Source organism: Moraxella oculi, from assembly GCF_023336735.1.
Classification (GTDB): domain Bacteria; phylum Pseudomonadota; class Gammaproteobacteria; order Pseudomonadales; family Moraxellaceae; genus Moraxella; species Moraxella oculi.
The window spans coordinates 25,976-42,748 of record NZ_JAMBAQ010000015.1; the positions used below are offsets into that span (position 1 = coordinate 25,976).

11 protein-coding genes are annotated in these 16,773 nt (G+C 45.4%); 8 read left to right on the top strand and 3 right to left on the bottom strand.

The genetic code is table 11. The annotated features are described in order from the left end of the window. Window positions 1-72 precede the first annotated feature (72 nt). Window positions 73-807, bottom strand: a complete 735-nt coding sequence (ompR, locus tag M2R47_RS07605; RefSeq protein WP_249101253.1) for an osmolarity response regulator transcription factor OmpR — start codon at window positions 805-807, stop codon at window positions 73-75. A gap of 290 nt (window positions 808-1,097) precedes the next feature. On the opposite strand from ompR, the gene M2R47_RS07610 reads away from it, so the two are divergent. Next, a complete protein-coding gene (locus M2R47_RS07610; RefSeq protein WP_249101256.1) occupies window positions 1,098-3,440 on the top strand; it encodes a helix-hairpin-helix domain-containing protein in 2,343 nt (780 codons plus the stop codon). 94 nt (window positions 3,441-3,534) lie between these two features. On the opposite strand, the gene gltA is transcribed toward M2R47_RS07610, so the two are convergent. Further along, on the bottom strand, window positions 3,535-4,809 hold the full coding sequence (gene gltA, locus M2R47_RS07615; protein WP_249101259.1) for a citrate synthase: 1,275 nt from the start codon (window positions 4,807-4,809) through the stop codon (window positions 3,535-3,537). 897 nt (window positions 4,810-5,706) lie between these two features. Between gltA and sdhC the strand changes: the two genes are divergently transcribed. The 7 genes from sdhC (at window position 5,707) to lpdA (ending at window position 15,445) form a co-directional block, all read left to right on the top strand. Then, window positions 5,707-6,096 carry a succinate dehydrogenase, cytochrome b556 subunit gene (sdhC, locus tag M2R47_RS07620; protein ID WP_249101262.1) on the top strand — a complete coding sequence of 130 codons (390 nt, stop codon included), beginning with the start codon at window positions 5,707-5,709 and terminating at the stop codon, window positions 6,094-6,096. Then, window positions 6,096-6,452 (top strand): succinate dehydrogenase, hydrophobic membrane anchor protein, encoded by a 357-nt coding sequence (sdhD, locus tag M2R47_RS07625; protein WP_249101264.1) that lies wholly within the window; start codon window positions 6,096-6,098, stop codon window positions 6,450-6,452. Before sdhC ends, sdhD begins: the two co-directional genes overlap by 1 nt. Before the next feature lie 46 nt (window positions 6,453-6,498). After that, window positions 6,499-8,349 carry a succinate dehydrogenase flavoprotein subunit gene (sdhA, locus tag M2R47_RS07630; protein WP_249101266.1) on the top strand — a complete coding sequence of 617 codons (1,851 nt, stop codon included), beginning with the start codon at window positions 6,499-6,501 and terminating at the stop codon, window positions 8,347-8,349. Window positions 8,350-8,536: 187 nt separating this feature from the next. Continuing rightward, window positions 8,537-9,247, top strand: coding sequence for a succinate dehydrogenase iron-sulfur subunit (locus tag M2R47_RS07635; protein WP_249101269.1), 711 nt, complete (start codon window positions 8,537-8,539; stop codon window positions 9,245-9,247). Between the two features lie 520 nt (window positions 9,248-9,767). Beyond that, window positions 9,768-12,617 carry a 2-oxoglutarate dehydrogenase E1 component gene (locus tag M2R47_RS07640; protein WP_249101273.1) on the top strand — a complete coding sequence of 950 codons (2,850 nt, stop codon included), beginning with the start codon at window positions 9,768-9,770 and terminating at the stop codon, window positions 12,615-12,617. An 81-nt stretch (window positions 12,618-12,698) separates the two neighbouring features. Continuing rightward, window positions 12,699-13,922 carry a 2-oxoglutarate dehydrogenase complex dihydrolipoyllysine-residue succinyltransferase gene (gene odhB, locus M2R47_RS07645; protein ID WP_249101275.1) on the top strand — a complete coding sequence of 408 codons (1,224 nt, stop codon included), beginning with the start codon at window positions 12,699-12,701 and terminating at the stop codon, window positions 13,920-13,922. A gap of 77 nt (window positions 13,923-13,999) precedes the next feature. Beyond that, window positions 14,000-15,445: a dihydrolipoyl dehydrogenase gene (gene lpdA / locus M2R47_RS07650; RefSeq protein ID WP_249101278.1), complete on the top strand. Its 1,446-nt coding sequence runs from the start codon at window positions 14,000-14,002 to the stop codon at window positions 15,443-15,445. Between the two features lie 230 nt (window positions 15,446-15,675). Here the strand turns inward: lpdA and M2R47_RS07655 are convergent. Next, window positions 15,676-16,773: YadA C-terminal domain-containing protein (locus tag M2R47_RS07655; protein WP_249101281.1), on the bottom strand; the 1,098-nt coding region annotated here is incomplete at its 5' end.

Sequence of the window (16,773 nt, forward strand, 5' to 3'; positions counted from 1 at the left end):
TTAGGTTTGATTAAGATTAAGTCTGAAAAAAGCAGGTGGACGCCTGCTTTTTTGTTCAGATTTGATGAACATCTAGCCTTCTGCACCATCTGGCACAAATACATATCCTACACCCCAGACGGTTTGAATGTATCGGGCTTGAGAAGGGTTGTCCTCAATCAAGCGACGCAGTCGAGACACCTGCACATCGATGGATCTTTCCATTGCTCCCCATTCACGACCGCGTGCCAAATTCATGAGTTTGTCACGAGTCAAAGGCTCTCTTGGGTGCTGAACAAGAGCTTTTAGAACGCTAAACTCACCTGTTGTCAGTGTAACGATGTTGCCATCTTTCTTTAAGGTGCGTGTGGATAGATCAAGCGTCCAAGGGCCAAACTCCACCACTTCCATTTGTTGGCTTGGTGCGCCAGGCAATTCACGATTTTGACGGCGAAGCACTGCTTTGATGCGTGCAAGCAGTTCTTTTGGGTTAAAGGGCTTGGGTAAGTAGTCATCTGCACCAGCTTCCAATCCTGCAATGCGATCACTGTCTGAACCTTTGGCGGTGAGCATGATGATGGGTATGTCGGAATTTTCAGTACGCAAGCGTTTGCAGATGCTGATGCCGTCTTCATCAGGCAACATCAAATCAAGTACGATCAGTGAAAAAATCTCACGAGCAATAAGCTTGTCCATTTGCTTGCCATCATGTGCCACACGCACCACAAAACCAGCATCTTCTAAGAAACGCTGTAACAGCGTACGCAGACGCACATCATCATCCACCACCAAAATTCGATGAGCGATGTTTTCATTGAGTTCTGTCATGGGTTATCCTTGGTTGTTTTTAAAATGTGTTATTTAGTGTACAACATTGCACAAAAAAATGTAACTAGTTTTTTGACAAGCTTGGTCATTTTAGAGTGATCAAGTGTTGCTGATCAAGCCTTGACCATGCACCATCATCATATCATGCCGAAGCTTTTGTATGAGATAAAATTTACCAACAATAACAATTTTTAACCCAAATCATGCTTTTGGTCTAATTTGCGGTTTTTAAGATCGGTTGACTGTGATAAAATGGTAACTATTTTCAAATCCACGGTTGAACAATACTTATGAGTGAAAACATTCAATCCGTCATCAATCATGACGACATCTATGATAAGCTGGCTAAGAATCATGGCATACGCCAAAATCAAGTGGCGGCATTTGCCCAGTTGTTTGATGAGGGGGCGAGTGTGCCATTCATCGCCCGTTATCGCAAAGAGCAGACTGGCGGTCTTGATGATGGCGTTTTGCGTATTTTGGAAAAAAACTTGACCATTGAGCGTGATTTGGCAGCAAGGCGTCTAAAAATCATGGAGTTGATGACTGCTCAAAATGTTTTAACAGATGAGCTGGTGGCACGCATCGAGCAAGCAGGCACAAAATTGGAACTTGAAGAGATTTATCAGCCTTATCGTCCACGCAGGCGTTCTGTTGCTGCTCGTGCCAAATTGGCGGGTTTAGATCCAGTCGCCAAAGCGATTTTGGCAGGAGCAAGTCCTGTTGATGCGTTGGCAGGGTTTGATTGCCCTGATACCTTGACCGATGAGACAGGCGAAACTTTTGAGGCGGATTTTAAAGAGTTTGATAAGCAATTGTCAGGCGTGCAAGCCATCATCTTGGACGCCTGGGCTCAAGAGTTGGCTTTGCTTGATGAGGTAAGACTTGGCTTTAATCAGACGGCAAGCATTCGTTCAGAACTTGTGAGTGAGGAAAAAAGAGAGGCGGGTGAGAAGTTTAAAGACTATTTTGAGCATGATGAGCCGTTCTCAAAGCTTTCCAATCATCGCCTCCTTGCCATGTTGCGTGGTCGCCAACAAAATGTGCTGGTATTGCATGTTGATGGCGAAGACGAACCATTCATTAGTAAAATCAAATCACACTTTAAAGTCGATGAGACAGCGGATAACGGGGCGTTTTTGGCAGATGTGGCAGATAAGCTTTGGCATGTCAAATGGCGTGGTCAAATTGAGCACCGACTTTTAACCGAACGCCGTGTGATGGCCGAAACTGATGCCATTGGGGTGTTCGCTGAGAATCTAAAACATCTGTTAATGACACCGCCTGCTGGTCGCAAGGTGATTTTAGGTGTTGATCCAGGCATACGCCATGGCGTAAAAATGGCGGTGATTGATGCGGTGGGTGATGTGCTGGCGACGGATACCGTGTATCCATTTGAGCCTTACAATAAAGTTGATGAGGCACGCCGCATCATTGCTGGCTTGATTAAGACGCATGGTGTGGAGTTGGTTGCCATCGGTAACGGTACGGCAAGTCGTGAATCTGAATCGTTGGTCAAATCCATTATTAATGATGATGAGTTATCCGCCAAAGCTGTCGTCATCTCTGAGGCAGGTGCTTCCGTATACTCTGCCAGTGAAATTGCCAGTGCTGAACTGCCTGATTTGGATGTGTCGGTGCGTGGGGCTGTGTCGATTGCTCGTCGCTTACAAGACCCTTTATCAGAGCTTGTAAAAGTTGAGCCGAAGGCAATCGGCGTTGGCCAATATCAGCATGATGTCAATCAGACAGAGCTTGGTAGCAGTCTGGACAAGGTAACAGAAGACTGTGTGAATGCGGTGGGGGTTGATGTCAATACTGCAAGCCCTGCAATTTTGGCTCACATTGCAGGTTTGAACAAAAATGTCGCCCAGCAAATCGTTGATTATCGTCGTGCTAATGGTGTGTTTAAAAATCGTGAAGAGTTAAAAGCTGTGCCTCGATTGGGCGTCAAAACTTTTGAGCAAGCGGCAGGATTTTTGCGTATCAAAGACGGTACGGAGCCACTTGATGCTACTGGCGTGCACCCAGAAAGTTATGGTCTGGTCTATGAGATTTTGCGTAAAGCGGATAAGTCTTTGGCGGAGGTGCTTGGTAATGAAGTGCTTGCCAGATCACTTAATGACAGTGCGGATGATTTTAGTCAGCTTGCTACCGTGCTTAGCGAGTTGGCGAAGCCTGCCCATGATCCGCGTGGTGAGTTTAAGACGGCCAAGTTCCGTGATGATGTTAATGATATTAAGGATTTGCAAGTCGGCATGGTGTTAGAAGGTGTGGTAACCAATGTGACGGCATTTGGGTGCTTTGTTGATGTGGGTGTGCATCAAGATGGCCTGGTGCACATCTCCGAACTTTCTGACTCTTTCGTAGATAATCCTGCAACCGTAGTCAAACCACAAGACATCGTTAGTGTGCGTGTGATTTCGGTGGATGAATCTCGTGGTCGTATCGGTTTTAGTATGAAATCGGATAAGGCGGCGACTCAGCAATCCCAGACTGACAAGCCAAGGCATGTTGATAAAAAGACCAAGAACGCGTCAAAAAAAGATGTCCGTCCACAAAAATCAAACCAAGCCAAATCGACTGATAAGGTAGGTAGTTTTGGCACTCTATTAAAGCAAGCAGGGCTTTGATGATTTGGCAGATGAGTCGTCTGATTATGATGGCTCATGTGTTCTGACACATAAAAACTCTCCAAATATGGAGAGTTTTTTATGTGCATGGAAATTATTTGCGGTCTTCTAATTTGACGAATGGGCGGTGTGTTTCGCCAGTGTAGCGTTGGCGTGGACGACCGATTTTGAAAGGCTCTGAATGCATTTCTGTCCAGTGGCTGATCCAGCCTGCCGTACGAGCCAAGGCAAAGATGACGGTAAACATTGAGGTTGGGATGCCAATTGCCTTTAAGATGATGCCAGAGTAGAAGTCTACATTTGGATATAGCTTGCGTTCTACAAAATATGGGTCATTTAGAGCAATTTGTTCAAGCTCCATCGCCAGTTTTAGCTTAGGATCGTGGACGCCCAATGCTCCTAGTACTTCATCGCAAGTTTCTTTCATTACTTTGGCACGAGGGTCAAAGTTTTTGTAAACACGATGACCAAAGCCCATCAATTTGGCTTCTTTGGCTTTTACTTTTTCCATGAATGGTGCGACATTTTCAATCGTGCCAATTTCATCAAGCATTTCAAGAACCGCTTCATTAGCCCCGCCATGTGATGGGCCCCACAATGCCACAATGCCTGCAGCGATACACGCATAAGGGTTGGCACCAGTTGAGCCTGCCAGACGAACTGTAGAGGTGGAGGCGTTTTGCTCATGGTCGGCATGCAAAGTAAAGATTTTATCTATTGCCTTGACCACCACAGGGTTTGGCTTGTAATCAACATCTCCTGGCGTGGCGAACATCATGTACAAGAAGTTTTCAGCATAGCTAAAATCTTTGCGTGGATACAAGAATGGTTCACCGATTGAGTACTTATAGCTCATCGCTGCTAGGGTGGGAACTTTGGCAATCAAATCAACTGCCGTCTCATCACGATGTTCTGGGTCAGAGATGTCCAAGTGGTTGTGATAAAATGCAGACAATGCACCAACCACACCAACCATGATTGCCATCGGGTGAGCATCACGGCGAAAGCCTTCAAAAAATTTACGCAGTTGGTCGTGTACCGCCATTTGATTGGAAATTCGTTTATAAAACGCTTCTTTTTCTTCAGCATTTGGCAAATCGCCATAGAGTAGGGCGTGGCATACCTCTAGATAGTCGGCATTTGCTGCCAAATCATCAATTGCATAGCCACGATGCAACAGCTCGCCTTTTTCGCCATCAATATAAGTCAGCTTCGATTCTACAGGGGCGGTTGCCATAAAGCCTGGGTCATAAGTCCAAAAACCTGCCTTGCTAACCGCAGAAACATCTAAAACAGGGCGACCTAAAGTCGATTCTAGTACTGGCATCTCATATTCTGTGCCATCTACAACTAATTTAACTTCTGACATGATAAACCTCTTTTGATTGTTAGTGTCCTTGAGCATCTTTACTTCACCACCATGGCAAACCAAAAATGCAATTGACGATCAGATCGCATCCATATAAGCCTTTATCTTGATGCGACATCCTTGTTTTGTACTTTGGTGCATGAAAAAATACACCAAACAAACAGCTGGCGTATTGATAATACAAAAACTTTGCACAACTTACAAGCTTTCAACACAAAAAAATCAAAACCTTCCGCTGACCAGACGGTCTTGACGGAGTGAAAAGATGATTGTGTTGGTCGCGGTTGGCGATTTTAGGGGGAATGAATTGTTTTGGCAAGAACTTTATTTACAATGACATTATTTGTAACAATTTATTTTATTATTTTAAAGCATCAAAGTTGCAAGCATGCCAAACCGTTCTTCAACGATTCTTGGCTGATATTGTAAACATGATTGTCAAAAGTGGTCATTGAAGTTGCTGTCATTGATTGCATGCTGATGTGATGATTTGTTTGAATATTTTTAGGTTTGTTGTGATTTTGCGATTGTTTTTTATTAGTTACAAAAAATTGCCACATTTTTAACAAAAACGGTCAAATTCATTTGTAAAATTTCTTTAAGCGTTTTATAATTTCAATATTTACCAAGCTACTTTTATAAATGATAATCACTTGCACCCTAAGGGTTTGAGCGATGTGATTCTTGATGACTTAGCTTACTTAGATGTGTTGTTTATGAAAGTAGTTTGATGGTGTTCGCTGTGTAGAATGTGAACTCTTGGGTGTGTTGGGTTGACCACATCACTTATTAAAAGCCATGTGTTGTTTTTGGTGTATTTTACCATTGACATGGCTGCCCAAGGATTTTTCCGTCAGCCAGCTCTCCTTGCCCTATGTGGCTTAAAATTAGATAAGGATGCCCGCTGTGAAAAGCAACCGACCGATTAACTTACCTTTAAGTCAAGTCATTGCGGTGAACTCAAAATCACCGATTGCAATGGCTTCTATTTTGCACCGTGTCTCTGGCATTGTGCTGTTTTTACTTGTTCCTATCATGCTGTTTGCCTTGCAAACCTCATTGTCATCGCCAGAAAGTTTTGCTTCGGTGTTTGATCATGTGCTGGTTCGTTTTATAGCATGGGTTTTTGTGGCGGCAACGGCATACCATTTTGTGATGGGTTGCAAGCATTTGTTGGCCGACCTTGGCATGAATGAAGAATTTAAGTCAGGCAAGATGGCTGCGATTGTAAGCTTTGTGATCGCTGCTGTCTTGATTGTGGCTTCGTTTGTATGGGTGATGTTCTGATGGCTAGAAATAATTCGGGTATGAAAAGTGCGACAGGTCTGACTGGCTCAGGCTCTCGTGATTGGGTGCTGCAGCGCATCAGTGCCGTTGTGCTTGCGGTGTATTCACTGGTCATTATGGGCTTTTTCTTGCTTAGTGATGTTAACTATGACACTTGGCATGGCTTTATGATGAGCCTACCGATGAGACTGTTTAGCCTTGTGGCGATTTTATCGCTCGTATTCCACGCATGGGTGGGTATGTGGACGGTTTTTACTGATTATGTCAAATCATCAGGCTTGCGTTTGTTGCTCCAGGCAGTGGTCATCATTGCTGTTTTGGTGTATCTGTTTTGGGGCGTGATGATTTTTTGGTAAGTTGCCGATCATCATCTGATACATTGATAAAGTTTTAGGAATTAACATGGCATCAGCACAAGATAATAAAATTAATAATATCCCAACGCTCAATTTTGATGCTGTCATCGTCGGCGGTGGTGGCTCTGGCATGCGTGCATCGTTACAGCTGGTAGAAGGTGGCATGAAAGTGGCCGTCCTAACCAAGGTGTTTCCAACTCGTAGCCATACCGTTGCCGCACAAGGTGGTATCGGAGCATCTTTGGGTAACATGAGTAATGATAACTGGCATTTTCATTTTTATGATACTGTCAAAGGTTCAGACTGGCTGGGCGATCAAGACGCGATTGAATACATGTGCCGTGAAGCACCAAAGGTCGTCTATGAGCTTGAACACATGGGTATGCCTTTCGACCGTAATGCAGATGGTACGATTTATCAGCGTCCATTTGGCGGACACTCTGCCAACTATGGTGAAAAGCCAGTGCCTCGTGCGTGTGCTGCGGCGGACCGTACTGGACATGCACTTTTGCACACGCTATATCAAAAGAATCTAGAAAAGGGTACTCAGTTTTTTGTTGAGTGGATTGCTCTTGACCTCATCAAAGATGCAGATGGTAATATCAACGGTGTCATCGCTCTTGACCAAGAAACTGGCAACATCTCTGCGTTTCAAGCACCCACGACTGTCTTAGCAACTGGCGGTGCAGGGCGTATATTCCGTGCATCGACGAATGCCTACATCAATACTGGCGATGGTCTGGGCATGGTGGTGCGTGCAGGCATTCCGCTACAAGATATGGAGTTTTGGCAATTCCACCCAACCGGTGTGGCAGGTGCTGGCGTGCTTTTGACTGAAGGTTGTCGTGGTGAAGGTGCCATTCTTCGTAATAAGCACGGTGAAGCCTTCATGGAGCGTTATGCCCCAACATTAAAAGACTTGGCTCCTCGTGATTTCGTTTCTCGTTCAATGGACCAAGAGATCAAAGAAGGTCGTGGCTGTGGTCCTAATGGCGACTATATCGTGATGGATATGACTCACTTGGGTCATGCTGAAATCATGAAACGCCTGCCATCAGTATTTGAAATCAGCCACAACTTCGCCAATGTGGACATCACCAAAGAGCCAGTACCAGTAGTGCCGACTATTCACTATATGATGGGTGGCATTCCAACGAACATTCACGGTCAGGTAACCGTCCCTGTGCTTGATGGTCATGTAGATGAACAAGGTCTTTACACAGAAGGTCGCATCATTAAGGGTCTTTATGCGATTGGTGAATGTGCGTGTGTGTCTGTGCACGGAGCGAACCGCTTAGGCACCAACTCTTTGCTTGACTTAGTGGTGTTTGGTCGTGCAGCAGGTCAGCACATTTTAGATGAGTTTGCTAAGTCAGATCGTGGCTATAAGCCTCTTGATCCTAGAGTGCTTGACTTTACCCAAGCACGCCTTGACAAACTTCAAAACTCAACTCAAGGTCATAATGCCCAAGAGGTTGCCGATGAGATTCGTGCCATCATGCAAGCACATGCTGGCGTATTCCGCACCCAAGCCCTGATGGATGAGGGCGTGCAGAAAATTTTAGCATTGGCACCGAAAGTTGAAAATATTCATCTGCAAGACAAATCAGCCGTGTTTAACACTGCCCGTATTGAGGCGTTAGAAGTGGCAAACCTTTATGAAGTCGCCAAGGCTACCATGCTATCAGCAGCTCTTCGCCATGAATGCCGTGGTGCCCACTCAGTACTGGATTATGAACGCCCTTCTGATGATGAATATGCACCGCTGGGTCGTAATGATCATGAGTGGATGAAGCACACCCTTTGGTACTCAGAGGGGAATCGTGTGATTTACAAACCAGTCCGCAAAAAGCCACTGACTGTGGATTATTGCGAGCCACGCGTGCGTACTTTCTAAGCTTGATAAAAACAGAGCGGTTTTGCTTGGACGACACCAAAAAACCGCCGCCTTTTGGCACGATAGACCATGTGGGTTAAATTGCTATTTGTGTCAATTTTAAGTTGAATATTCATAATTAAATTAGGTCATTTTTAACATTGGATTGACCATGTTAAAAATCCCAAATGCCCAATGGAGAATTTTTATGAGTCGAGGCACTCGCATTGTAGAGATTTATCGCTACGACCCAGACAAAGACAAAGCCCCCTATATGCAAACTTACGAGATTGAATTGTTAGATTCTGATCGTATGCTTCTTGATGTCTTGTTGCGTCTAAAAAAGATGGACGAAACCTTGACATTCCGTCGCAGCTGCCGTGAGGGCATCTGTGGTTCTGATGGTATGAATATCAATGGTAAAAATGGCTTGGCGTGCTTAATTAACATGAACACCTTGCCAAAAAAAATCGTTGTTCGCCCATTGCCAGGTTTGCCTGTGATTAAAGATTTGGTTGTGGACATGAACCAGTTTTATGCACAGTATGAAAAAGTGCATCCATATCTCATCAACAACCAGCCTGCACCGCCAAAAGAACGCCTACAATCGCCACAAGAGCGTGAGAAGCTAAATGGATTGTATGAATGTATCTTGTGTGCGTGCTGTTCGACTTCATGCCCATCATTTTGGTGGAATCCTGATAAATTCTTAGGGCCGTCAGCACTGCTTAATGGTTACCGCTTCATCATTGACAGCCGTGATAGTGATACCCAAGCGCGTCTTGCCAGACTTGATGACCCATTTAGCTTGTTCCGCTGTCGTGGCATCATGAACTGTGTGTCGGTTTGTCCAAAGGGGCTAAACCCAACCAAGGCAATCGGACACATTCGTAACATGCTGCTTGATACGGCGGGCTAATTTTTAAATAGTCATTTTTTAAAATGGGCAGTGTCATGTGCTGCTCATTTTTTTGTTTTTTTGGGTGGTGATATGTTACTAGTTTGAATGATGGGCTGATCTGTCATCAACACTTAAATACTTATCACATGCCAAAGCTTTTGTGATGCGTTGTCTTTTTTAAAGGTTAAAGGCTGATTGTGTATGGTAGCATTTGGTACAGGATTGGTTTCTTAGGTGAGTGTCATGAAGTGATTGTCAATCATACTGGCGATGCTTGGTGGTTTTTTTATGCCCATGTGAATTCTATCATATGTTAAAAATGGCAAACGATGTGAATTTTGTCATTTTTTTTTTAAAAAATTAATATTGTTTGCACTTTAAAAGTTTTTGCAACTTGTTATCTGTTATGAAATGGCGTACACTATGCAATGATATGCGTCTAAGAAAATCTGGCGCGTAGGTAGGCATTAATTGGCATCAAAATCTTTGATATTGATGGATATTGAACCTCAAATTCACCAAAAAAATGGCAAGAATTATGACGAATAGTAAAACTGCGGTGGCATATCAAAACACCGAATTGGCAGCGGACGGCGCGGCGTACATTGAGGCACTGTATGAGCAATATTTGGCGGATAATGGCAGTGTGAGTGATGAATGGCAGCAGTATTTTGCTGACTATCGTGCCGATACTGATGCACCGCATAATGCAATTAAAGAGCAGTATTTATTGCTCGCTCGTAACCAAACCAAAGCTCGACCTATGGTACAATCCGTTAGTGCTGGTGAGACCAACCCAAAACAGATGGCTGTACAGCAATTGATAGCTGCCTATCGTCGCCGTGGTCATCGTGCAGCCAACTTAGATCCCTTAGGTCTACAAAAACGCCCTGATGTTGCAGAGTTGACTTTGGCTTATCATGGTCTGTCGGAGGCTGATCTTGATACGGTATTCCCAACAACATTGATGAGCATCGGTAAATCTGAGGCCACTTTGCGTGAAATCATTGAGATTTGTGAACGCATCTATTGCGGCAGTATTGGCTATGAATATACGCATGTGTTCTCTGCCAAAGAAAAAAAATGGTTTGAGGACTATGTCGAATCTGCACAAGGTCGCATCGAATTTGATAAAGATAAAAAATTAGAGATTTTTGACCGCCTGACCGCCGCTGAGGGTTTGGAGAAGTACTTGGCTCGTAAGTATACGGGTGTCAAACGCTTCGGCTTGGAGGGTGGTGAAAGCTTCATTCCTGCCGTGCATGAAATGATCCAGCGAGTTGGTGGCTATGGTGCCAAAGAAGTGGTGATTGGCATGGCGCACCGTGGTCGCCTAAATTTGCTCGTGAATATCATGGGCAAAAACCCATCAGCGTTATTTGATGAATTTGATGGCAAAGTACAACCAACGGCTGGCTCTGGCGATGTGAAGTATCACAATGGATTTAGTTCCAATGTCTTGACCGATGGTGGTGAGTTGCATTTGGCATTGGCATATAACCCTTCACATCTAGAAATCGTATCGCCTGTGATGTTAGGTTCGGTGCGTGCCCGCCAAGCCAGACGCTCTGATAAATATGGTCATGAGATTGATAATAAGACAGTGCTGCCAATCGTAGTACACGGCGATGCGGCGTTTGCAGGTCAGGGCGTGAACCAAGAAACTTTCCAAATGTCGCAAACTCGTGCTTATAAGACAGGCGGTACTTTGCACATTGTCATCAATAACCAAGTAGGCTTTACCACCTCTCGCCCAGAAGATGCTCGCTCAACAGAGTACTGTACTGATGTGGCAAAAATGGTACATGCACCAATCTTGCATGTCAACGGTGATGATCCAGAAGCGGTGGTATTTGCCTCTCAATTGCTGGTGGATTATCGCAATGAGTTTGGTCGTGATATCGTCCTTGATATTGTCTGCTATCGTCGTAACGGTCATAATGAATCAGATGAGCCATCAGCGACCCAGCCTTTGATGTATCAAATCATCAAAAAACTGCCCACGACTCGCACTCAGTACGCCGATCGATTGATCAAAGAGGGTGTCATTAGCAAAGAGCAAAGTGTGCAGATTGAGGACAACTACCGTGTGGCATTGGATAATGGCGACGATGTGGCACAAGGTCTGACTAAAGAACCAGATACCAGCTTGTTCGTTGACTGGTCGCCTTACCTCGGTCATCAGCTAGAAGATGATTGGGAGACGGGTGTTGCGATTGATAAACTCAAGTTTTATGCTCAGAAGATGGCGACGATGCCTGAGGGTTTTGAGTTGCAGCGTCAAGTTGCTAAAGTCATGGAGCAACGCCTTGCCATGCAGACAGGTCAAGAGCCACTCAATTGGGGTGCGGCTGAAACTTTGGCATATGCGTCTTTGGTAGATGAGGGTCTGCTGGTGCGTATCACTGGTGAAGATGTTGGTCGTGGCACATTCTCACATCGCCATAGCGAGCTTTACAATCAAAAAGACGGCAGCATGTATGTTCCTTTGCAACACATTCGTGAAGGTCAAGCAAGATTTGCCACCTATAACTCACTGCTGTCAGAAGAGGCGGTGTTGGCATTCGAGTACGGCTATGCTGCCACCATGCCAAATGCTTTGGTCGTGTGGGAAGCTCAATTTGGCGACTTTGCTAACGGTGCCCAAGTTGTGATAGATCAATTCATCAGCTCTGGCGAAACCAAATGGCAGCGTCTGTCAGGCTTGGTGATGCTATTGCCACACGGCTTTGAAGGTCAAGGCCCAGAGCATTCATCTGCTCGTTTGGAGCGTTATTTGCAACTGTGTGCTGAGGATAACATGCAGGTGATCACACCGACAACACCAGCACAGATCTTCCATGCACTTCGTCGCCAAGTAATTCGCCCAGCACGCAAGCCTTTGATTGTCATGTCGCCCAAATCGCTGTTGCGTCATCCACTTGCCACCTCAACCCTAGAAGAGCTGGCTGAAGGTAAATTTGAAACTGTCCTATCAGAGATTGATGTACAAGACGCCAATCAAGTAACTCGCCTTGTACTGTGTGGCGGTAAGGTTTACTATGAGTTGCTTGACCAGCGTCGTAAGCTTGGCTTGAACCATGTGGCAATCGTGCGAATTGAACAACTCTATCCATTGCCAGAAAGCCGCATCTTAGAAGAGTTGGCAAAATACCCAAATCTAACCGATGTCGTGTGGGCACAAGAAGAACCTTTAAATCAAGGTGCGTGGTATTATCTGCTGCCAGAAATGTATCGTATCATGGCAACCCAGTCTGCCAAGCTGGCTACTCCTGCAGCTCGTCCTGCCGCCGCCGCTCCTGCAACAGGTTCGCCTAAGATTCATAACGCTCAACAGCAAACAGTCATTGCTGACGCACTTGGTGTGGCAGTAGAAGCATTACAATAAACAAGACTTTGCCAGATCAATGAAGTGGTTGGTTTGGCATTTTTATCATTTTTATTAAATTTATCAACCTAGGAGTTTACCATGGCTGAAATCAAAGCCCCCGTATTCCCAGAATCAGTACAAGACGGTACGATTGTGGAGTGGCATGTCGGCGAAGGCGAGCAAGTGTCTCGTGATCAATTATTGGCTGAAATTGAAACGGATAAAGTAGTATTAGAAGTCGTCGCACCTGATGATGGTGTCGTAACCGCCATCGTTAAAGGTGTTGACAGCACAGTCTTATCGGCAGAAGTCATTGCTCAATTTGAGGCAGGTGCGACCGCCGATGCCAGTCAAGCGGCCCCAACCCAAACTCTGTCTGAGTCAGAGGCTGCTAAGGGTACCACCATTGATCCTGTTTCTGTCGCAGCTCCTGTACAGCCAAAAACCGCTGAGCAAGATTTTAAAGACCAAAGCCCAGCAGTACGCAAGGCTGCCAAGGAGACTGGCATCAATCCTGCTGATGTTCAAGGTTCAGGTCGTGGCGGTCGTGTGACCAAGTCGGATATGATCAATCCAACGCTAAAAACCACTGCTGGTAGTGTGATTGCCACGGCGGTGGGTGAGCGTGCCGAGACTCGTGTGCCAATGACTCGACTGCGTAAGCGTATCGCAGAGCGTCTGCTTTCTGCCACCCAAGAAACGGCGATGCTGACCACTTTTAATGAAGTGAACATGAAGCCGTTGATGGATTTGCGTGCAAAATATAAAGATCAATTCGAAAAACGCCATGGTGTCAAATTGGGCTTCATGTCATTGTTTGTTAAGGCAGCCACCGAGGCATTGAAGCGTTTCCCTGCGGTGAATGCTTCTATTGATGGTGATGACATTGTGTATCATGGCTATTATGATGTGGGTGTGGCGGTATCAAGCGATCGTGGCTTGGTTGTGCCTGTACTGCGTGATACTGATGGCATGGGCTTGGCTGATATTGAAAGTGGCATTCGTGATTATGCCATCAAAGCCCGTGAGGGCAAACTGGGCATCGAGGAGATGACTGGTGGTACATTCACCATTACTAATGGTGGGGTGTTCGGATCATTGCTTTCTACCCCCATCATCAATCCGCCACAGACTGCCATTTTGGGCATGCATGCCATCAACGAACGCCCAATGGCGGTAAATGGCGAAGTGGTTATCTTACCAATGATGTACCTAGCTCTATCTTATGACCACCGTCTGATCGATGGTAAAGATGCTGTACAGTTCTTGGTGGCTATTAAAGAGCTTATCGAAGATCCAGCACGCCTGATTTTAGACATCTGATATTGATAAAAAATACTGGCTGAATAAGTCGGTATTTTTCTGTTAAAATTGCCATGTTAACAAACTAAGAGAAAACTATGAAAACATCTTATGATTTGGTCGTCATTGGTGGCGGCCCTGGTGGTTATGAAGCGGCCATTCGTGGTGCTCAGTTGGGCTTTTCTGTTGCCTGTATTGAAAAACGCATTCATAAGGGTGAGCCAGCACTTGGCGGCACCTGTCTGAATGTTGGCTGTATCCCATCAAAAGCACTCCTAGACAGCTCGCATCGCTACGAAGCGATTCGCCATGAGACTGCCGAACACGGCATCACGACAGGCGATGTCAGCATTGATATTAGCAAAATGCTTGCGCGTAAAGATGCCATTGTCAAAGGCTTGACAGGTGGTGTTGCAGGTCTATTAAAGGGTAATGGCGTTGATTGGCTGCAAGGCTGGGGCACTTTGGTTGATGGTAAGACTGAACAAAAGCAAATCAAATTTACCGACCATGATGGTGCTGAACACGCAATCACTGCCAAATATGTCATCTTGGCATCAGGTTCTGTGCCAATTGAGATTCCAGTTGCCAAGACTGATGGCGAGTACATCGTGGATTCGACTGGTGCGTTAGAATTTACCCAAGCACCTAAGCGTCTGGGTGTGATTGGTGCAGGCGTGATTGGTCTTGAGCTTGGTTCAGTATGGCGTCGCTTGGGTTCTGAGGTGGTCGTGTATGAAGCCATGCCAGAGTTTTTGGCGGTGGCGGATAAAGACATCTCCAAAGAGGCGGCTAAGCTGCTTAAAAAACAAGGTCTGGACATTCGTGTGGATACCAAGGTAACCAATGCTGAAGTCGTGAATGGTGAGGTGGTCGTTACTACCGATGTCAAAGGCGAAACTAAGACTGAGACTTTTGATAAGCTCATCGTCTGCGTGGGTCGCCGTGCATACAGCGAGAAGCTATTGGCAGAAGGCTGTGGCATTGAGCTGACAGATCGTGGTTTGGTAGCAGTAGATGATCAATGCAAAACCAATTTGGATGGCGTGTATGCCATTGGTGATTTGGTGCGTGGACCGATGCTGGCTCATAAAGCCATGGAAGAGGGCATGATGGCGGTGGAGCGTATTCATGGTGAAAAAGCTCAAGTAAACTATGATGCCATCATCAGCGTCATATATACGCACCCTGAAATCGCCTGGGTGGGCCTGACCGAGCAAGCCGCTAAAGAAAAAGGTCATGAAGTTAAGACTGGATCATTTAGCCTAGCAGCGAATGGTCGTGCTCTAGCACAGGGTGAAGGCATGGGCTTGGTCAAGGTCGTGGCAGATGCCAAGACTGATCGCCTACTAGGCATGCACATGGTGGGTGTGGGCGCAGGCGACATCGTGCATCAAGGTATGATTGCACTTGAGTTTGTGTCTAGCATTGAAGATTTGCAACTCATGACTTTTGCACATCCGACCGTTTCAGAAGCAGTGCATGAAGCGGCACTGTCTGCAGATGGTCGTGCGATTCACGCCATTCAACGCAAAAAACGCTGATTAAATGCAAAAAATATCAAGATGATAAAAAACACCCTATGATGGGTGTTTTTTATTGGGTGTTTGTTGGGTATTTCTCATGCCATTAATTTGAATGATTGTGCTTGATTTTGGTTTTTAGGGTTTGCACGCATCATCAACTTTTTGTCAGTTGATCATGTCTTGGGCAGATGATTGAATAAAAAAATCGCCCAAAATATTGAGCGATTTTTTCATGCAATGATCGTGGATTATTTCCAGCGATAGCCTGCACCAGCGCCAAAAGTACCAGAGCCAGAGGAATTTACTGAGCCACCGATCTTATAGGTAAAGGTGCCAGTCTCACTTGCACCAGTAAGACCAACTGCCAAGGCCTTTTCACCATTATAGAAGCCTGTGCCACCAGTGATGTAATGGCTACCAGCAGCCGGTGCTGGCATCATGGCAATGGCCACAGCACCAGCCACGCCTGCACTTAGCTTGTCATCAAGCTTGTTGATTTTGTCATTAAGGCTGCTGTCCAATGCACCGATCTTGTCATTGATGGGCTGTAGATCAACTGCCGCTGGCGTTCTGCTCATCAAAGTTGCGATGTCCGCTTGGTTCTTGGCAATGTTCTGAGCATTTTTTGTAGTTTGTTCAGCTGTTTTTTCAGTGGCAGTGATGTTGTCTGTTACCACTTCTGCCAACTTGTCAATATCACCGATATTGGCTACGATTTGCTCACGATTCTCAGCGATTTCGTCGATTAATACATGAGATGCTGTGGTTAAGGCGTCAACAGTTGCTTGATCAGCTTTATCGGCAACGGCAGTTTCTAGCTTATTAACCTTACCTTGGTTGGTACCTGCAAGAGATGCAAGGTAAGTATCGAAGCTTCTCATTGCATCGACAACGCTCTTGTCTGCTTTTTGAGCCAAGGCTTGCTTGTTTTCTGCAATTTTGCCGTGGTTATCTTTGATCTGTGCACGGTTCTTAGCCACTTCATCAACAGTGGTTTCAGAGATGACAGCAAGCTTACCGATGTCATTGGTGTTGTCAGCGATTTCGTCGACGAGTACATTAGATGCAGTAGCTAGGGCATCAATTGTTGCTTTATTATCTTTGATCTGTGCACGGTTCTTAGCCACTTCATCAACAGTGGTTTCAGAGATGACAGCAAGCTTACCGATGTCATTGGTGTTGTCAGCGATTTCGTCGACGAGTACATTAGATGCAGTAGCTAGGGCATCAATTGTTGCTTTATTATCTTTGATCTGTGCACGGTTCTTAGCCACTTCATCAACAGTGGTTTCAGAAATCACAGCCAATTTACCGATGTCATTGGTGTTGTCAGCGATTTCGTCGAT